Here is a 19455-nt window from a genome sequence, read left to right as displayed (position 1 = left end):
CTGAAGTCCGTGTGATCTGATGTCCCGGACTATACCTGCTTCTCTCCGAAATGCTGTTGCAGAGCAGGCACAGTCGCCGGGAAACGCCGCACGGCAGGGATTTTGAGGGTCGTTGTCGAAAGATAAAATAACCCTGCATTATCAATACAGTACGTCGAATTTTGCGATTTATATTTTGGTAACTTCTCGTTAGTGAATCCGGCTTTGTCCGAAACGGAGGCAATCCTGCATCAGCCCGGCTGGGTGAGTCGTTGGCCGAGTCGCGATGCGACGAGGCAGGGAATCACCGAAGTCGAGGCGAACCGTTGGCAGGATCGGCGGGCAGGATCGGCGGGCAGGGTCGTCGGGAAATGGCGGTTGTCGTCCCCAAAAACAAAAGAGCCCCGGGATTTATGCCGGGGCTCTTGATGGGATGCGACCGGGCAGCACCTGCGGATCAGACGTCCAGCAGGTCGTCATTGGCGAATTCGGCCTTGTCCGAGATGAACGCGAAGCGCGCTTCGGCCTTGGTGCCCATCAGCCGCTCCACCGAATCCGCCGTGGTGTCGCGGTCGTCGGCGAGCAGAACCACTTTCAGCATGGTCCGCTTGGCCGGATCCATGGTGGTTTCCTTGAGCTGCGCCGGCATCATCTCGCCGAGGCCTTTGAAGCGATTGACCTCGACCTTGGCGTTGGCGTTGAACTCGCTCTTGATCAGCGCTGCCTTGTGCGCGTCATCGCGGGCGTAGACCGACTTGGTGCCGTTGGTCAGCTTGTAGAGCGGCGGCACGGCGAGGAAGAGATGGCCTTCGTCGATCAGCCGCGGCATCTGCCGGTAGAAGAAGGTGATCAGCAGCGAAGCGATGTGGGCACCGTCGACATCGGCGTCGGTCATGATGATGATGCGCTGATAGCGCAGATCCTCCTCGCGATACTGCGCGAGCATTCCGCAGCCGATCGCCTGCACGAGATCGGCGAGCTGCGTGTTCGCAGTCAGCTTGTCCTTGCCGGCGGACGCGACGTTGAGGATTTTGCCGCGCAGCGGCAGCACGGCCTGGGTCTTGCGGTCGCGCGCCTGCTTGGCACTGCCGCCGGCCGAGTCTCCCTCGACGATGAAGAGTTCTGAGCCGTCTAAACCCGCATCGCTGCAATCGGCGAGCTTCCCCGGCAGGCGCAGCTTCTTGCCGGCGGTCTTGCGCGCGGTCTCCTTCTCTTGCCGACGGCGCAGCCGCTCCTCGGCGCGGTCGACCACGAAGTCGAGCAGCCTGTTGGCCTGGTTCGGATTGCCCGACAGCCAATGGTCGAACGGATCCTTCATCGCCTGTTCGACGATGCGCTGCGCTTCGGCGGTGGCGAGACGGTCCTTGGTCTGGCCCTGAAATTCGGGCTCGCGCACGAATACCGAGAGCATCACGGCTGCGCCGACCATCACGTCTTCAGACGTAATGGACGACGCGCGCTTGCCCTGGCCGACGCGCTCGGCGTGGTCCTTCAGACCGCGCAGCAGCGCGCTGCGCAGGCCGGATTCGTGCGTGCCGCCATCGGGCGTCGGCACGGTGTTGGTGTAGGACGACAGGAAGCCGTCGGCATCCGCGGTCCAGGCCACCGCCCATTCGCAGGCGCCATGCGCGCCGTTGCGGCCCGACTTGCCGGAGAAGATATCGGGATGCACCAGCGTGTCGGCATGGATCGCGGCGGCCAGATAATCCTTGAGGCCACCGGGAAAGTGGAACGTCGCTTCCGCCGGCACGTCGTCGACGCCCTTGAGCAGTTCGGGCGCGCAATTCCAGCGGATCTCGACGCCGCCGAACAGATACGCCTTCGAACGCGTCATCTTGAACAGGCGCTGCGGCTTGAAGGCTGCCTTCGCACCGAAGATGTCGGTGTCCGGCTTGAAGCGCACGCGGGTTCCGCGGCGGTTGTTGATCTTGCCGAGATCCTCGAGCTTGCCCTTCGGGTGGCCGCGCTCGAACGTCATGCGGTAGAGTTTCTGGCTGCGCGCGACCTCGACCTCGAGCAGCGAGGAGAGGGCGTTCACCACGGAGATGCCGACGCCGTGCAGGCCGCCCGAGGTCTCGTAAACCTTGGAGTCGAACTTGCCGCCCGAGTGCAGCGTGCACATGATGACTTCGAGCGCCGACTTCTTCGGGAATTTTGGATGCGGATCGATCGGAATGCCGCGGCCGTTGTCTGTGACGGTCAAGAAGCCGTCCGCGCTCAACTCGACTCCGATGAAGGTCGCGTGCCCCGCCAGCGCCTCGTCCATCGAGTTGTCGATGACTTCGGCAAAAAGGTGATGCAGCGCCTTCTCGTCGGTGCCGCCGATATACATGCCGGGCCGGCGGCGCACCGGTTCCAGGCCCTCGAGGACCTCGATGTCGGCTGCGGTGTAGTCGGCCTCGGCACCGCCTGCGCGCGGGGTCGCCTTGGCGGCGCGGGGCTTCGGCTCATCGCCGCCGAAAAAATCGTCTTTTGCTTTGGGCTTCAACTGCTTGGACATATATCTTTATGCGTTTTGAGGGCCGCATGAGCGGCGAATCGGTTGGGCCGACTATGCCACTTCTGACCTGGAAAGGTTATCGCAGGGCGGGCCGGGCGGTGTGGTTGGGAGCCAATCCCGGCGATTTTACGCCGCAGCCCCATCAATTCCCGGCAATGTGACGTTCCGGTCCGGCCTGGACCGGACTTTGTGACTTGATGTCACACAAGTCCTTGGCTTACCAGTCCTTTTCATCGAGCAGCACCTTCGGGCAGGGCGGAAAGGCTATTTTGAATGGAGCAGTTTGCGCACGCGCTGGCGGATTTCGTGCGCGCTCACCAGACATGGGCAGCTCCCATCGTGTTCGTGCTCGCCTTCGGGGAGTCGCTCGCCTTCATCTCGCTGCTGATCCCGGCCTGGGGCGCGTTGGTCGCGATCGGCGCGCTGATCGGCGCGAGTGGCATCAGCTTCTATCCGGTCTGGATCGCCGGCGGCATCGGCGCGGCGCTGGGCGACTGGGTCTCTTACTGGTTCGGCTACCGCTACAAGGAGAAGGTCGCCCAGATGTGGCCGCTCTCGCGTTATCCGGAACTTCTGCCCCGGGGCGAGGCCTTCGTGCGCAGCTGGGGCGTGCCGAGCATCTTCATCGGCCGCTTCTTCGGCCCGTTGCGTGCCTCCGTGCCGCTTGCAGCCGGCATTTTCGAGATGCCCTATTGGAGCTTCCAGGCCGCCAATTTCGTTTCGGCGCTGATCTGGTCGGCGGCGCTCCTGCTGTTCGGCGACGTGATCGCGAAGATCATGGAATGGATCTGGCGCGTGGTGTGACGTCCGAACCTTGACGCGAACCGCAACTGGCCTTATAGCCCCGCGCCATGATCAACGCCGCGACCATTTTGTTCGCCCGTCGCCGCCGCCGCTCTTTAGCGGTTTGGGCGGTCGATCGCGTTTGAGATCATCGTCTTTGCCGCTGGATCCGATCCGCGGCATTCTCTCTCCTGTCAGTGCGATCTGATCCGGCGGCCACCAAGGAGGCCAGCAGGAGACTAGGATGTACACGCCACCCTTTTTCAAGCAGGATCGCGCCGCGAGCCTGAAGTTTGCCGACAAGCGCGGCTTCGGCACCATCTGCGCGTTCGACGGCCACAAGCCGATCGCCTCGCCAATTCCGTTCTATTTGACCTATGCCGCCGACGGCACGCCGCAGGCCGCCTTTCATGTCGCCCGTCACAATCCGCTGCTAAAGCTTGCGGACGGGACGACCTCCTGGCTGCTCGCGGTCAACGGCCCCGATGCTTACGTGTCGCCGGACTGGTACGTCTCGCCGGATCAGGTGCCGACCTGGCTGTACCAGTCGGTCCATCTGACCGGGCCGGTGCGGTTGTTGTCGGATGGTGAACTGGCCGTGCAGATCGACACGCTCAGCGACAAGTTCGAGAGCTGGCTGTTGCCGAAGAAGCCGTGGACCTCAGCCAAAATGACGGCGGGGCGGCTCGAGGCGCTGAAGAAGGGGATCGTGGGTCTGGTCATGACGGTTGAAGAGGTCGAAGGCAGCTTCAAGCTCAATCAGCACAAGTCCGAAGCTGACTATACGGCGATCGCCAACGCGCTTGGCGCGCAAGCCCATGCTGACGCCAGGGAGATCGCGCAACTGATGCAGGACGTCAGGCCGGGGGTCTTCGCGGCCGAAACCAACAAGCTCGAAAGGAGCGTACCATGAGCCTCGCGGACACCACCAAAGCGCCGACCACCGGCATCACCAAGAAGCCCGCCACGGTCTTCGTCGACGGCGGCTCCGGCACCACCGGGCTCGGCATCAACGAGCGGCTGAAGCTGCAGAACGACCTGGTCGTCAAGACGATCGCCGACGACAAGCGCAAGGATCCCGCGGCCAAGAAAGCGCTGATGGAGGAGGTTGACCTCGTCATCCTCTGCCTGCCGGACGACGCTGCCAGGGAAACGGTTGCGCTCATCGACAGCATGGGGCCGTCGGGCCCAAAGGTGCTCGATGCCTCGACCGCGTACCGGGTGGCGCCCGATTGGGCCTATGGCTTTCCGGAACTGACGCCGGACCAGGCTGGCAAGATCAAGGCTGCGAAGAAGGTCTCCAATCCCGGCTGCTATCCGACCGGCGCGATCGCGCTGCTGCGGCCGATCGTCGATGCCGGCCTGCTGCCTGCGGACTATCCCGTCACCGTCAATGCGGTGAGCGGCTATTCAGGCGGCGGCAAGTCGATGATCGCGAGTTTCGAGGACGGCAGCGCGCCGTCCTTCGAACTCTACGGCCTCGGCTTCGAGCACAAGCATCTGCCGGAGATGCAGCTCTATTCGAACCTGACCCGGCGGCCGATCTTCATCCCGTCCGTCGGCAATTTCCGGCAGGGTATGCTGGTCTCGGTGCCGCTCCAGCTCGACACGCTGCCCGCCAAGCCCAGCGGCGCCGATCTCCAGGCCGCGCTGGCCAAGCGTTACGCCGGCTCGGAATACGTCTCGGCGATGCCGCTTCAGAACGAGGCGACCAAGGGCGGCAAGCTCGAGCCGGAAGCGCTCAACGAGACCAATATGCTCGAGCTCTACGTCTTCGCCAGCGACAAACATCACCAGGCGGTGCTGGTCGCCCGGCTCGACAATCTCGGCAAGGGCGCGTCCGGCGCGGCCGTGCAGAACATGCGGCTGATGCTGGGCCTTGCCGAGGAGTAGCCGATGAGCGTTGGCTGCCAGACCGGTCCGGTGGACGAAGCGACGCTGCAACTTTCTACTCCGGCAAGACGATCCAGCGACGCCTGAAAGGAACGTGTGATGAGTTCGAAGAGAATCGGCATTCTCGGCGCGTCCGGCTACACCGGCGCCGATGCGGTGCGCCTGCTGGCGCGGCATCCGAATGCGGAAATCACGGCACTCACCGCCAACACCCATGCCGGCAAGGCCATGAGCGAGGTGTTTCCGCATTTCTTCATGCTGGATTTGCCCCAACTCGTGGAATGGGAAAAGGTCGACTGGACCAAGCTCGACGCGGTGTTCTGCGGGCTACCGCACGGCACCACGCAGCAGATCATCGCGGCCGTGCTGAAGGCCAACCCGAAGATCAAGGTCCTCGACATGTCCGCCGATTTCCGGCTGCGCGACAAGGAAACCTACGCGCAGTGGTACGGCCACGAACATCAGGCGCTCGCGTTGCAGGGCGAAGCCGTCTACGGCCTGACCGAATTCTATCGGGAGAAGATTACCGCGGCGCGGCTGGTCGCCTGTCCCGGCTGCTATCCGACGGCAGCGTTGTTGGCGCTGGTGCCGCTGGCGAAAGCAAAACTGATCGACGTCGAGGACATCCTGATCGACGCCAAGTCAGGCGTCACCGGCGCCGGACGTGGCCTGAAGCAGAACACACTATTCAGCGAGGCGGGCGAGGGGATTTCGCCATATTCGGTCGGCACGCACCGGCATGCGCCGGAAATCGAACAAGAGATCGGCGTCGCGGCGGGCGCGAGCGTCACCGTCAATTTCACGCCGCATCTCATACCGATGTCGCGGGGCGAGCTCTGCACGTCCTACGTCAAGCTCAACGGCGCGACGCCGGACGATTTGCGGTCCGCCCTCGAGAAAGCCTACGCGAACGAGCCCTTCGTGCATGTCGTCAAGAAGGGCGTGCTGCCGCAGACCCAGAACGTACGCGGCTCGAACTATGTCCAGATCGGTGTCATCGCCGACCGGATCAAGAACCGCGCCATCGTGATTTCGGTGCTCGATAATCTGGTGAAGGGCTCGGCCGGTCAGGCGATCCAGAACATGAACCTGATGTTCGGATTCCCCGAGACCGCTGGACTGGAGCAGATCGCGCTGTTTCCCTGATCGGAGAGGTCGCGGTGGACGAAGGGACTCTGCAATTCTATCGCAGCAACGCCCGGTCCTATGCGGACTGGGCGAAGGCGCCCTCGATGCGGCTGCGAGGCTTTCTCGCTCTGCTGCCGTCCGGCGGCTCGATCCTCGAGCTCGGCTGTGGCGCCGGCAATCATTCGGCGGTGATGCTGGCCGAGGGTTTTTCGGTGCGCGCCACCGACGGCTCGCCTGAAATGGCCGAGATCGCGTCGCAGCGGCTCGGTCATGCCGTCGAGGCGATGCGGTTCGACCAGCTTGACGCGCACGAGGCCTATGACGGCGTCTGGGCCAGCGCCTGTCTCCTGCACGTGCCGCGCGACGAACTCGCCGGCATCCTGGCGCGGGTTCATCGCGCGCTCAGGCCCTCAGGCGTGTTCTATGCCAGCTACAAGATGGGCGAGGGCGATGGCCGGGACAGTCTCGGGCGCTATTACAATTATGCGTCGCCGGAATGGCTCGAGGCGACCTACGCCAGCGCAGGACCGTGGATCACGCTGTCGTCGGACAGGAACGTGATCCAGAGCTTTGACGAGACGCCGGCGAACATGCTGCATCTCGTCGTTCGCAAGGCCTGATCTAAAACAACAAGGCCTGATTCTCAAACCACCTTGAAGATCGCGACGGCCAGCACGGCCTGCGCGATGAAGCCGACGGTGAAGGCCACCGCCGCGGTCGAGGGAGAACGTGTGTGTCCGGGCCTCGGCCTCACCGAAGCGGCTTCGGCCGCGCAGGCGCGACCAGCCCGGGCATGACGACTGCGAGAGGCGCTTTCTCAGTACTTCGCGATGATCGGGCCGCCGAATTTGTAGTTGATGCGGGCGGTGATCAAATCGACGTCCTGGCCGATGCGGTCGGTGCGTGAGAACGTGCCGACCGGCGTCAGCGCGCCGTTGGAGGTGAGCGTGACGTCGTGACGGCCCATGAACAGATGGTCGTATTCGAGGCCGACCGACCAGTTCGGGGCGAAGCCGTATTCGATGCCGATGCCGACCGTGCCGCCCCAGCGGGTGTCGTCGGCACGATCAAATTCGGCTCCGGCGAGACCGCCCGTTCCGATACCGCGGTAGCGGTCGCGGGTGACGGCGGCGCCGCCCTTCACGTAAAGCAGTGCGTTATTCCACGCGTAGCCGACCTGGCCAGTGAACAGGCCGAAAGCATCGACACGGGTGCGGTTGGCGACGCCTGCCACGGTGCTGGCGCTCCGGCCGGAGAGGTCCGCCCAGTCGCCCTGCGCTTCGAGGCCGAATACGAAGGCGCTGCTCTGCCAGCGATAACCGATCTGGCCGCCGGCGACGGCGCCCGTTGCGTCATGACAGCCTTCCGCAACGCCGGGCGCGAAACCAACAGTCTGGTCCCAGCAATTGCGTGACGAGCCATAGCCGCCGTTGGCACCAATGTAGAAGCCGCTCCAATCATAGATCGCCGCGATCATCGGCGGCGCCTTGGTGTAGGGACGGGCGGCGAGATCTGCGGCACTGGCCTGGGTCGCGACGGCTGCGAGCGAGAGTCCGGCGAGCGCGGATGCAATCTTCCAATTCATATCTGCCCCGAATCATCAATGAGATGACCAAATATACCTGTGGATAGGCGATCCTGCGTGTCAGCCTACCGATGGCATCCCTGTTTTTGTCGCACTGTCATCCTTTGGCAACACCAGGAGCCGGGCAGGCTTTCGAGGATTTCACTCCTCTGTTGCAGGCGCTAGGCCATCGGAGATCCGCTCAAACCACCTTGAAGATCGCGACGGCGAGCACGGCCTGCGCGATGAAGCCGACGGTGAAGGCCACCGTGCGGAATACCGGAATTCCGAGCGCATAGACGATCAGATGCGCGACGCGCGACCAGAAATAGACGGCGCAGGCAAGCACCGTCCATTTCGAAGAGTAGTCGATCGCGTTCAGGATCAGCACCAGCGGCGCGAACAGCACGAGGTTCTCGACGGCGTTGTCATGCGCGAACATCAGCCGGTTCGCCCATTCCGATTGCGGCTTGTCGGTGCGCGAGGGATTGGCCATCGCGCCACCGAGACCGCGAATCTGGCAGCGGTTGATGGTGTAGGGAATCCAGAGGATTCCGGTCAGGACCACCGTCAGTGTCAGCCAGAACAATTCACGCGTCATAACCCGGTCCCCTCATCAATTTCTGCTGCAGGCGTGGAGCTTATACGAAAGCGCGGAAGATTCTGCTATGCGCGAACCCTGACATAGCTGCCGGGCGCGTCCTCGATCGGGGGAAACGCCTCGCTGCCGACCGTGCGGGCCGGGACTTCCTCGGGATCGAGTGCGCCCAGCCATTGCCGCCAGTCCGGCCACCACGAGCCCTTGTGCTCGACCGCGCCCTTCATCCACTCGGCGACGTTGGCGGACTTGACGTTGTCGTTGGTCCAGTACTGGTATTTGTTCGAGGCGGGCGGATTGACCACGCCGGCGATGTGGCCCGAGCCGGACAGCACGTATTTCACCGGGCCGCCGAAGAACTGGGAGCCGTACAGCACCGATTCCGCCGGCGCGATATGGTCCTCGCGGGTTGCGAGATTGTAGATCGGCACCATGACCTTGGAGAGATCGAGCAGGGTGTTGTCCAGCACCAACGTGCCGGTCGAGAGCCGGTTCTCCAGATAGCAATTGCGCAGATAGTACGAATGGTTCGACGCGGTCATGCGCGTCGCGTCCGAATTCCAGTGCAGCAGGTCGAACGCGCTCGGCTGCTGGCCCTTGAGGTAGTTGCTGACGACATAGGACCAGATCAAATCGTTGGAGCGCAGCATGTTGAAGGCCATCGCCATCTTCGAGCCTTCGAGCACGCCCGCCGCCTTCATGTCCTGCTCGAGCGATGCGATCTGCTCCTCGTCGACGAACACGAGCAAATCACCGGCATGGGTGAAGTCGACCTGTGCCGCGAAGAACGTCGCGGAGGCCACGCGCTGGCGGCGCTTCTCGGCGAGCCAGGCCAGCGTGGTCGCGAGCATGGTGCCGCCGACGCAATAGCCGGCGGTGTGCACCTTCATCTCGCCGGTGACCTTCTCGATCACGTCCATCGCCGTGAGCGGGCCTTCCTTCATGTAGTCTTCCCAGCTCTTGGCACCGAGCCGCTTGTCGGGATTGACCCATGAGATCACGAACACGGTGATGCCCTGGTCGACGCACCACTTGATGTAGGATTTCTCCGGCTTGAGATCGAGGATGTAGAACTTGTTGATCCAGGGCGGGATGATCAGGAGCGGCGTGCGCAGCACGTTCTCCGTCGCCGGCGCATACTGGATCAGCTGCATCATCTCGTTCTGGTAGATCACCTTGCCCGGCGTCGTCGCCATGTTCACGCCGACGACGAGATTGTCCGGATTGGACTGACGGATTTTCAGCGTGCCCTTGCCGGCGGCGATGTCCTCGGCCAGCATCTTCAGCCCGCGCGCGAGATTTTCGCCGCTGCTGGCCACCGTCGCGCGCAGCACTTCCGGATTGGTCAGCACGAAGTTGGAGGGCGATATCGCGTTGGTGAGCTGCTGAACGTAGAACTCGGCCTTGCGGCGGGTCTGCGGATCGAGCCCCTCGGCGTCGCGCACAAGCTCCTGCGCAAATTTGGTCGTGAGCAGGTAGAGCTGCATCATGAAATCGAAGAACTGGTTCGACTTCCATTCCGGATCGGCAAAGCGCTTGTCGCGCGGCGAGGGCGCGATCGCGGGCGGGGCGTCCTGACCGGCCATCCGTCGCGCCGCCGAGCCCCAGAGGTCGAGATAGTCCTTGGCGAGCTTGGTCTGGAGTGCGGAGGACCGCGACGTATCCGACAGCCAGTATTCGGCGACGGCAGTGAAGGTCTTGACGACCTCGGCAAGCTCGGCCGGCGGACGATCCTGCACCTCGCCGCTCTCGCGCGGCTTCAGGTACGCGGCGAGCGCCTTGCCGCCGCTCTCCATCGCCCGCGCGACATTCATCGCGAAGGCTTCCGCATCGAACTTGGTCTCGGGTTTGGGCGTATCGGTCGTGGCCATACTCATGAGCAGAACAGTAACGATTCATTCCGTATTCGTCACCGCGAAGCTCGCATGTTTGGCATTAAACACTCTCGAAGATGTGTTGCAGTGCGACAAATTTTCTTGGTTCCGTCACAATCGAGCCGCACCGCTCGGCTTGGTGGTACCGGGCTAATTTCTCGCTCGGACCATTTGGGCAGCAATGGTTTGAGCTTGGGCGCGGACTTGGGTAAGGTTGCCCGGGGCCGTGCTTTGGGACGAAGTGGGGATTTCCCTAGTGTTGGCGTTGAGGGACCTGCAAAAGTCGCGACGGATCTGTGGCGCGCTGCTGATGGCGACGCTCGCCCTGGGCGGTTGCTCGAGCCAGCTTGCGGATATGACGCCGTCCGATGCGCAAGCGCATCCCAGGGAGGCCGGTAGCTATCTGCCGGTGCACGATCTGCCGCCGGATCGCGATCAGGCCGTCATGCCGCCGGACCAACGCGCCAAGATCGAGGCCGAGCTTGCTGCCGCGCGCGACCGTCAGGCGGTTGCCACCAAGGACGCGAAATAGCGCGCTGCAAGGTAATCGCTGGCGCCTCCGCCTCGCCGTGCTAAAAGACCTTAGTTCAGCCGAGAGTCAGGGCGAACGACTTCAGTCACCGTCGTCGATAATTGCTCTAAGTATTTGATCTTGAGTAATTTTCGCGAGGGAGGCGAGCGCCTTTCCGCATCGCCATTATGGCCTGTCGATTCTGTCCTGACCGGTTGCCCGGAGCCGAGAGAGCCATGGAAGAGTTTTACCGCATCCGCCGCCTTCCACCTTACGTGTTCGAACAGGTCAACCGGGCCAAGGCAGCCGCGCGGAATGCCGGCGCCGACATCATCGACCTCGGCATGGGCAATCCGGACCTGCCGGCGCCGGCGCACGTACTGGAGAAGCTGAAGGAGACGCTGGGCAAGCCGCGCACCGACCGCTACTCGGCCTCCCGCGGCATCCCCGGACTGCGCCGGGCCCAGGCCGGCTACTACGCCCGCCGTTTCGGTGTGAAGCTCAATCCCGACACCCAGGTGGTGGCGACGCTCGGCTCCAAGGAGGGCTTTGCCAACGTGGCGCAGGCGATCACCGCGCCCGGCGACGTCATCCTTTGTCCGAATCCGAGCTACCCGATTCACGCCTTTGGCTTCCTGATGGCGGGCGGCGTGATCCGCTCGGTGCCCTCGGAGCCGACGCCGCAATTCTTCGAGGCTGTCGAGCGGGCGATCGTGCATTCGATCCCGAAGCCGCTGGCGCTCGTCGTCTGCTATCCTTCGAACCCGACCGCCTATGTCGCGAGCCTCGACTTCTACAAGGACCTGGTCGCATTCGCGAAGAAGCACGAGATCCTGATCCTGTCCGATCTCGCTTATGCCGAGGTCTATTTCGACGAGAACAACCCGCCGCCCTCGGTGCTCCAGGTGCCGGGCGCGATGGACGTCGCCGTCGAGTTTACCTCGATGTCGAAGACCTATTCGATGGCTGGGTGGCGCATGGGCTTCGCCGTCGGCAACGAGCGCGTGATCGCGGCACTCGGCCGCGTCAAATCCTATCTCGACTACGGTGCGTTCACGCCGATCCAGGTCGCCGCGACCGCTGCGCTGAACGGACCGGACGATTGCATCAAGGAGATGCGCGACACCTACCGCAAGCGGCGCGACGCGCTGGTGGAATCGTTCGGCCGTGCCGGCTGGGAGATCCCGCCGCCGGAAGCGTCGATGTTTGCCTGGGTGCCGCTGCCGGAAGCCTTCCGCAGCGTCGGCAGCATGCAGTTCGCGACCCTGATGGTGGAGAAATCCGGTGTCGCGGTCTCGCCCGGCGTCGGCTTCGGCGAACATGGTGAAGGATATGTCCGCATCGCCATGGTGGAAAACGAGCAACGGATCAGGCAGGCCGCGCGCGGCGTGCGCCGCTTCCTTGAAAGCGGCATCGAAACGTTGCACAACGTCGTTCCGCTCGCCACTCGGCGTTAAGTTCTCTTCCGCAGGTTTTCCAAGGCATCATGGTTGCACCCCTGAAAGTGGGCATAGCGGGGCTCGGCACCGTGGGCGCCGAAGTTGTCCGTCTGATTGAAACGCAGGCGCGCGTGCTTGCCGGCCGCAGCGGCCGCGGCATCCGCGTCGTCGCCGTCACCGCGCGCTCGAAGGCCAAGAAGCGCGGCGTCGATCTGCGCGGCATCGAATGGGTCAAGGATCCGCTTGCCCTTGCGACGCATCCCGGCATCGACTGCTTCGTCGAGCTGATGGGTGGCTCCGGCAATCCCGCGCTGGCGGCGGTCGAGGCCGCGCTCGCTGCCGGCAAATCCGTCGTCACCGCCAACAAGGCGTTGCTGGCAAAGCACGGCCTCAAGCTGGCAAGGGCCGCCGAAAAGCACGGCGGCGCGCTGAATTTCGAGGCAGCCGTCGGCGCTGCGATCCCTGTCATCAAGACGTTACGCGAAGGTCTTGCCGGAACCGGCATCAACCGGGTCTACGGCATCCTCAACGGCACCTGCAATTACATCCTGACCCGGATGGAGCAGGAGGGCCTGTCCTTCGCCGAATGCCTGAAGGACGCGCAACGGCTCGGCTATGCCGAGGCCAATCCGTCCTTCGACGTCGACGGCCACGATACCGCGCAAAAGCTCGCTATTCTCGCCAGCCTCGCTTTCGGCACGAAAGTTGCTCAAAGCGCGGTGTATGTCGAAGGTATCTCCTCCATCGCGCCGGAAGATCTCCGTGCCGCCGACGATCTTGGTTACCGGCTCAAACTGCTCGGGGTCGCCGTTCGCACCGCTAAGGGTATCGAGCAGCGCGTGCATCCGACCATGGTTCCAAAATCCTCGTCGATCGCACAGGTGATGGGTGTCACCAATGCTGTCACGATCGATGGCGAGGGCATCCCGCCGATCACGCTGGTCGGCCCCGGTGCCGGGGGAGCGGCGACCGCATCCGCCGTCGTGGCCGACATTGCTGACGTCGCGCGCGGCATTCGCGCCAATCCGTTCGGCCGGCCGATTGCGCAGCTGCGCGATACCAAGAAGGCGCCGATGGAGCGCCACGAGGGCGGCTACTATATCCGCCTTCTGGCACGCGATTTCCCGGGCACCGCGGCTGCGATCGCGACGCGGCTCGCGGAGCAGAAGATTTCGATCGAGTCGATCGTGCAGCGCCATCCCAATGGCGGCGCTGCGCCGGCAGACGGCAAGGCGGTCCCGGTGCCCGTCATCCTCATCACCTATGCCACGCACGAGGACGCCGTGCGCCGCGCGCTCGCGGCCGTGCAGAAGGACAAGGTGATCAGCGGACGGCCGCAGGTCATCAGGATCGAGAAGAACTGAGCATGGTTAGGCAATGACACGGTTCGAACGAACTGTGGGTGTTACGAGTTGATGCGGCGGAGATGTCCGTCCAAAACTGTTTCGAAGGAGTGAGCCGATGTCGACCCATATTTCAGTCCCGCCGCAAGCGTTGCTCGAGCGCATTCTCACGCTGGAGATCGTGCGTGTGACGGAGCGGGCGGCGGTGTCTTCGGCGCGTCTGCGCGGGCACGGCAACGAGAAGGCGGCCGACCAGGCCGCGGTCGACGCGATGCGGCGCGAGCTCAACAAGCTGCCGATCGAGGGCACCATCGTCATCGGCGAGGGCGAGCGCGACGAGGCGCCGATGCTCTTCATCGGCGAGAAGGTCGGCATGAACGCCGGCCCGCAAGTCGACATCGCGGTCGATCCGCTCGAAGGCACCACGCTGTGCGCCAAGAACATGCCGGGCTCGATTGCCACCATGGCGATGGCCGACGGCGGCACGCTGTTGCACGCCCCCGACGTCTACATGCAGAAGCTCGCGATCGGTCCCGGCTATGACAAGGGCGTCGTCGAGCTCGATGCGACACCGGCCGAAAACGTCCGCCGCCTCGCCAAGGCCAAGGGCGTCAAGCCCGACGGCATCACCGTTCTCGTGCTCGACCGCCCGCGCCATGCCAGCATCATCGAGAGCGTGCGCTCGACCGGCGCCGCCGTGCGCCTGATCACCGACGGCGACGTCGCCGGCGTGATCCACTGCGCCGACCCTGATAATACCGGCGTCGACATGTATCTCGGCACCGGCGGTGCACCCGAAGGCGTGCTCGCGGCCGTGGCGCTGCGCTGCATCGGCGGCCAGATGCAGTGCCGTCTCATCCTCGACTCCGACGAGAAGCGGGAGCGCGCCGCCAAGATGGGCGTCAACGATCCCAAGATGATTTACGGCATCGAGGACATGGCGCGCGGCGACTGCCTGTTCGCCGCCACCGGCGTCACCACGGGCTCGCTGCTGTCAGGCGTCAAATTCCGCAAGGACGGCGTGATCGAGACCGAGACGGTGGTGATGCGTTCCGTCACCGGCACCGTACGCTACATCAAGGCCGAGCACCGCGAACTGGCGAAGTTCCATTTGGACTGATCGACGTAATGACGACGGCCGTCATTCCGGGCTTACGCCTCACGGCGCATCCCGGAATGACCAATAATAAGCAGCCTAAAGGGAAGCGCGCATGTCGGATCTCACCGCCGTCAAAGCCCTTGTCTTCGACGTGTTCGGCACCGTCGTCGACTGGCGCACCAGCCTGATCACGGACTTCATGTGGTGGGCAAGGGGCCGCGGCATCTCCGCCGACTGGACCGCCTTGGTCGACGGCTGGCGCGGCATGTACATGGCTTCGATGGATGACGTGCGCAAACATCCCGAGCGCGGCTATGTCATGCTCGACGATCTGCATCGCCGCTCGCTGGAAAAGCTGGTCGCGCAATTTTCGATTCCAGGCCTGACCGAAGCCGATCTCGATCACCTCACCAAGGGGTGGCACCGCCTGCATCCGTGGCCCGACAGCGTCGCGGGCCTGACGCGGTTGAAGACGAAATTCGTGATCTCGCCGCTGTCGAACGGCAATGTCGCGCTGCTGACCAACATGGCGAAGTTCGCAGGGCTTCCCTGGGACCTCGTCATGTCGGCCGAGCTGTTCGAGCACTACAAGCCCGATCCCGAAACCTATCTCGGCGCCGCGCGCCTGCTGTGCCTCAAGCCGGAAGAGGTGATGATGGTCGCCGCCCACAACGGCGATCTCGCCGCCGCCCAGAAGAACGGGCTGAAGACGGCTTTCGTGGCGCGACCGACCGAATACGGTCCGCTCCAGAAGGTCGATTTCGAGGCCACCGGCAATTGGGACATCGTCGCCAGGGATTTTGGCGGGATCGCCGACAAGCTCGGGTGCTAGGGCGGCTGCGACTTTGCAGAGGGCCAAGGCTCAGCCTCGCAGCACGTTCCACGGGGCGAAGGCGTTGTTGACGCCCTCGAGCGCCGGGCCGAGTTGCGGCACATGCCGCAGCAGCACCGATTTCATTCCGTTATTGTGGATCCAGTCCAGACCGAAATTGGTGTAGATTTCCGCCCGGTAGTCGTCGGTGAAGAACCGGTCGCTCTTGAGGCGCCGCGATGCCATCAGGATGAAAATGCGGAAGGCAGTATCGCTGAAGCCAAAACCGTCCGGCAGGTCCTCGGCCAATAGTCCGACCATCAGATCGACGCGATCGACATCGCCCTTGTAGATCGCGCGCATCTTTCCGGCGGCACCGGGGATGCTGGTGATTTCCTCGAATGTCTTGACCCGCTTTTTGCCGACCAGTTCGCGGAACCGATTGTAGCGCGGCACGCCGCGCTCGCGATCACGCATGATGTCGATCGCCGCCACGTCGAGCAGCGGCTGGTCGTCTTTCGTGAACTGGCGCAGAAAGTTGGGATAGTTGTGGAGGCGAATGGCGCCGGGATGAGCGGTGCCGAACGAGTACAGCAGGTCGACGAAGCCGTGAGTCTGCATGAACTCGCGGGAGGCGGGGCCCTGCATATCGAGCAGGTCGCTAGGGGTAATCTCTGTGCTATCGAGCCGCCGTACATCAATCGTTTCCGGGAGCAGCGGGTGCAGGCGGTACACGGCGGTGAATTCCTCCGTCATCGCGTAGGGCGCGCTGTGCTGATCCGTCGGAGAGCCGATGATACCAAAGGCGGCTTCGCTGTTCTTGCCGAGCACCGCGCGCAGCACCCGGCACGGGATCCCCGACCAGTTCGCGTGCATGCTGAAGTCCAGTGCGGGATGGCCGAGGATGCCTGGCGTCCATTCGACGGTGTGGATCTTGGCGATCAGGGCCGCGTTGATCAGCCGCGCATGCTGGAATAGCGCCTCGTCGTTCCAGGTCGGATACCGCGTCTTCAAGCCGTCGCAGATGACATTGTGCTCGCGTGCAAAGAGGTTGTGCAGCAGGCTGAGCCCCACCCACCAGTTGTCATTGAAGCCGGTGAGATCGGCGCCCGGATGCACCGGATCGGCTGGAAGCATCCCATCATCGCCGACCGCGATCTTCCCATCTGCCCCGGAACGTATCTGCATCTGCCTCGCGCGGTCGCTGCCGTAGATCTGTCCGGCGTCCCACCAGTGCGAGTTGAGGTTGCGGAACGTGGGGGTCGCGCCGAGCCATGGTTCACGTGGCGTCTCGTCGCAAACGGTCCGACGGATCTTCATGCAGCCGTCGATCCGCTGATCCGCGGGCCATTTGTCGTTTGGCTTCAGCGGAATCTTGAATTCGTTTCCCGACTTCGGGGACCCATGGCTGAACCAATTGTGGGTTTCGAACTGGATCCAGGCGGCGGCCAGCAGATTGAGGCTGGTCGCGGGAATGAATTCGCGGCGCGCCAGCAATTCCTCCGAGATCACGCGCGGACTGGGTTCGAGCAGGTCGTCCAGGCTGTCCGGCACGCATTCGGGTAGCGCGAAATTGCGTCCGAACCGGGCGCCAGCCATCCCCATGCGGGGATGGTCGAGGCTGTTGAACGAGCCGTCGGCGGAACGCCAGCGGTCATTGCCCGTGCTCCAGCGAGGCGATGTCGTGCCGTAGCCGGTATGGTGCAGATTGCGCTCCCGCAGCCGATCGCGGAACGCCGAAAGATTGGCAGCTCCGAGCAGCCTCGGCAGTTTGTCCCATCTGACAAAGAAGTTGATGGCCCGATAGACAACATCCGGGACCCGTTGGAGCCGATCACGATGAAAGACAAAACCATCGTTCTCGCGGGACATTGACGCTCCCAAACAAATTCACGTCAATAAATTTTCGATTTGCAATTAGTAGCTGTAGTTCAATAACACCAAAATGTCCGCCTGCCAACGCCGCCGGAGACATTGCGGATTGTAGTTGCTTGCCGGTCAGCCGGACAGCGGTGATCGTTCGGGCGGTCCGGGCGGCGCGTACGCCACCCGGACCTGATCCGGCGATTACAACGTCATCTGCATCGGTTCGGGATAATAATGGAATCCTTCGCCGGCCTTGGCGACATGGCCATAGCCCGGCCATGCGAAGTGATACGACATTACGGGCGTCTTGTTCGCCGCAAGCATGGTCAGCAGTTTGACGCGCGACTCGGCCGCCTGCTTCGGGTCGGTGTCGTAGGAGAATTCCATCCGCGGCCGCTCGAGCAGCAGGACGGGATGGTGCGAGAGGTCGCCCATGAAGGCGAAGGACTTGCCGGCCGACGAGACCATGAAGATGGTATGGCCGACGGTATGACCGGGCGCTGCGATCGCCTGAACGCCCGGCAGGAATTCCTGGCCGTCCTTGAAGAACACGATGCGGTCGCGCACCGGCAGCAGGTTCTTGCGGGCGTGAACGACGAAATCCTTGGCGTCGCTGCCGAGCTTGCCTTCGTCGGTCCAGAAGTCGAAGTCGGTCTGCGAGATGTAGATCTGCGCGTTCGGAAACAGCGGCTTGCCGCCGTCGTCCACGATGCCCCCGATGTGGTCGATATGTGCATGCGAGCAGACCACCGCATCGATGTCCCCGGGCTTGATACCTGCCTCGGTCATGCTCTTCTGCTGTCGGCCGGTGGTGGCGCCGAACATCTTCGAACTGCCCATGCCGGTATCGAACAGGATGAGCTTGTCGCCGGTGTTGACGATCGGCGAGTTCTGTTCGAGCACGACATTGTCCGGCGACAGGAAATTGTCGGCGAGCATCTTCTTCACCTCTTCCTTGGGAACGCCAGTGAAGGTGCCGGAGGGGTCGCCGAGCGGAAGCGGTCCGTCGGACACGATGGTGACTTCGGCATCGCCGAGAACGAAGCGGTGCCAGTAAGGCGTCTGGGTGCCGAGCTTGGGAGCGCGCGCCATCGCGCTGCTGCCGAGCATTGCGCTGGCACCAAGGCCAGCCCCGAGGGCGATCAAGGACCGACGTGAGACATCGATTGTCATGCGTTTCCTCCGCTTTTGTCTTTTGTTTTGCGCAATTGTTTGCGCGTTACCAACTGTGCGGCTGAATGCAATCAATGATTGTGTCGCGATTGTGTCTCTTGACCGCGCGTTGTAGTGGGATCGCAAGTTTCTTTCTGCGTCGCGAACGCCGTCTCACGCAATCCGCGGCACCAGGTCGCTGCCTTCCGTTTCGGCAAAGCCCGCCTGCAAAACCTCTTCGCGCTTGTGGCGCAGATGCGCGCGCAGGATATGGGCGAGGCCGACGCCGTCGCGCCTCTGCAGTGCGTTCAGGATGGCATCGTGCTCCTGCACGGCGACCGCCCAGCGCTCGGGCGTCATCGGCGTGACATAACGCGCGCGCCGGATGCGCGCGGTCACGGACGCATACAACCCCGCGAGCACCGGGTTTCCGGCCGCTGCGACGATGGCTTCGTGAATGGCGCGGTTGCCGCGATAGTACTGGATCAGGTCGCCATCACGATAATGCCGCACCATGTCCGCGTGCGCGGCGGCGATCGCGGCGATCTCGGCATCGGTGATGCGTTCGCAGGCGAGTTCGCCGGCGAGCGCCTCGAGACCCTGGCAGACCTCGAACAGGTCGCGCATGTCCTTGTCGGTCAGTTTTGCCGCGCGCGAGCCACGATGGGGCAGGAGCTGCACGAGCCCTTCGGCGGCGAGCACCTTGAGCGCCTCGCGGAGCGGGGTGCGCGATATCTGCAGCCGCTCGCACAGCTCGCGCTCGGGAATCCGCGCGCCCGGCGGGATTTCGCCGTCGAGCAGGATGGCCCGGATGCGGCCGACGACTTCCTCATGCAGCATGGTCTGAAGTCCATTTGAATGCAAAAACGGAGCTATATACGCATTAATGTAAGTTCCAGCTTGTAAATCGATCAT

The 19455-nt window shown here is 63.4% G+C and carries 17 protein-coding genes; 10 read left to right on the top strand and 7 right to left on the bottom strand.

Annotation, left to right across the window (positions count from 1 at the left end; all coding sequences use genetic code 11):
- Nucleotides 1-436: 436 nt before the first annotated feature.
- Nucleotides 437-2479, bottom strand: coding sequence for a DNA topoisomerase IV subunit B (parE, locus tag AC0L3J_RS04700; protein WP_027569873.1), 2043 nt, complete (start codon nt 2477-2479; stop codon nt 437-439).
- Nucleotides 2480-2752: 273 nt separating this feature from the next.
- Here parE and AC0L3J_RS04695 point away from each other — a divergent pair, with 273 nt between their 5' ends.
- The 5 genes from AC0L3J_RS04695 (at nt 2753) to AC0L3J_RS04675 (ending at nt 6903) form a co-directional block, all read left to right on the top strand.
- Nucleotides 2753-3283, top strand: a complete 531-nt coding sequence (locus tag AC0L3J_RS04695; RefSeq protein ID WP_027569874.1) for a DedA family protein — start codon at nt 2753-2755, stop codon at nt 3281-3283.
- Nucleotides 3284-3506: 223 nt separating this feature from the next.
- Complete coding sequence (locus AC0L3J_RS04690) at nt 3507-4175, top strand: FMN-binding negative transcriptional regulator (protein ID WP_473346177.1); 669 nt, start codon at nt 3507-3509, stop codon at nt 4173-4175.
- A complete protein-coding gene (gene argC, locus AC0L3J_RS04685) occupies nt 4172-5155 on the top strand; it encodes an N-acetyl-gamma-glutamyl-phosphate reductase (RefSeq protein ID WP_473346175.1) in 984 nt (327 codons plus the stop codon). The genes AC0L3J_RS04690 and argC (AC0L3J_RS04685) overlap by 4 nt, the downstream gene beginning before the upstream one ends.
- A gap of 99 nt (nt 5156-5254) precedes the next feature.
- Nucleotides 5255-6301 carry an N-acetyl-gamma-glutamyl-phosphate reductase gene (gene argC, locus AC0L3J_RS04680; protein WP_473346173.1) on the top strand — a complete coding sequence of 349 codons (1047 nt, stop codon included), beginning with the start codon at nt 5255-5257 and terminating at the stop codon, nt 6299-6301.
- Nucleotides 6302-6315: 14 nt separating this feature from the next.
- Entirely contained in the window at nt 6316-6903 is a 588-nt protein-coding gene (locus AC0L3J_RS04675; RefSeq protein WP_473346172.1) for a class I SAM-dependent methyltransferase, read from the top strand.
- A 197-nt stretch (nt 6904-7100) separates the two neighbouring features.
- Here AC0L3J_RS04675 and AC0L3J_RS04670 read toward each other — a convergent pair whose 3' ends face one another.
- From AC0L3J_RS04670 to AC0L3J_RS04660, 3 genes are all read right to left on the bottom strand, one after another.
- On the bottom strand, nt 7101-7868 hold the full coding sequence (locus AC0L3J_RS04670; protein ID WP_473346170.1) for an outer membrane protein: 768 nt from the start codon (nt 7866-7868) through the stop codon (nt 7101-7103).
- Nucleotides 7869-8049: 181 nt separating this feature from the next.
- Entirely contained in the window at nt 8050-8448 is a 399-nt protein-coding gene (locus tag AC0L3J_RS04665) for an MAPEG family protein (RefSeq protein ID WP_027517739.1), read from the bottom strand.
- Between the two features lie 65 nt (nt 8449-8513).
- On the bottom strand, nt 8514-10322 hold the full coding sequence (locus AC0L3J_RS04660) for a PHA/PHB synthase family protein (RefSeq protein WP_456764481.1): 1809 nt from the start codon (nt 10320-10322) through the stop codon (nt 8514-8516).
- Nucleotides 10323-10575: 253 nt separating this feature from the next.
- Between AC0L3J_RS04660 and AC0L3J_RS04655 the strand changes: the two genes are divergently transcribed.
- From AC0L3J_RS04655 to AC0L3J_RS04635, 5 genes are all read left to right on the top strand, one after another.
- Nucleotides 10576-10851, top strand: a complete 276-nt coding sequence (locus tag AC0L3J_RS04655; RefSeq protein WP_027517741.1) for a hypothetical protein — start codon at nt 10576-10578, stop codon at nt 10849-10851.
- A gap of 215 nt (nt 10852-11066) precedes the next feature.
- Nucleotides 11067-12287: an LL-diaminopimelate aminotransferase gene (locus tag AC0L3J_RS04650; protein WP_027569882.1), complete on the top strand. Its 1221-nt coding sequence runs from the start codon at nt 11067-11069 to the stop codon at nt 12285-12287.
- Between the two features lie 29 nt (nt 12288-12316).
- Entirely contained in the window at nt 12317-13633 is a 1317-nt protein-coding gene (locus tag AC0L3J_RS04645; protein WP_473346168.1) for a homoserine dehydrogenase, read from the top strand.
- A gap of 97 nt (nt 13634-13730) precedes the next feature.
- A complete protein-coding gene (gene glpX, locus AC0L3J_RS04640; protein WP_007609885.1) occupies nt 13731-14732 on the top strand; it encodes a class II fructose-bisphosphatase in 1002 nt (333 codons plus the stop codon).
- 91 nt (nt 14733-14823) lie between these two features.
- Entirely contained in the window at nt 14824-15543 is a 720-nt protein-coding gene (locus AC0L3J_RS04635; RefSeq protein WP_473346166.1) for a haloacid dehalogenase type II, read from the top strand.
- A 30-nt stretch (nt 15544-15573) separates the two neighbouring features.
- Here AC0L3J_RS04635 and AC0L3J_RS04630 read toward each other — a convergent pair whose 3' ends face one another.
- From AC0L3J_RS04630 to AC0L3J_RS04620, 3 genes are all read right to left on the bottom strand, one after another.
- The gene (locus AC0L3J_RS04630) at nt 15574-17394 is read right to left on the bottom strand and encodes a peroxidase family protein (RefSeq protein WP_473346165.1); all 1821 of its coding nucleotides are present in this window, start codon (nt 17392-17394) and stop codon (nt 15574-15576) included.
- 195 nt (nt 17395-17589) lie between these two features.
- Nucleotides 17590-18561, bottom strand: a complete 972-nt coding sequence (locus AC0L3J_RS04625) for an MBL fold metallo-hydrolase (protein WP_456764477.1) — start codon at nt 18559-18561, stop codon at nt 17590-17592.
- A gap of 153 nt (nt 18562-18714) precedes the next feature.
- The gene (locus AC0L3J_RS04620; RefSeq protein ID WP_473346163.1) at nt 18715-19380 is read right to left on the bottom strand and encodes a GntR family transcriptional regulator; all 666 of its coding nucleotides are present in this window, start codon (nt 19378-19380) and stop codon (nt 18715-18717) included.
- Nucleotides 19381-19455 lie beyond the last annotated feature (75 nt).

This window comes from Bradyrhizobium sp. Kon37 (genome assembly GCF_055807535.1).
This window is presented reverse-complemented; position numbering and strand designations above follow the sequence as displayed.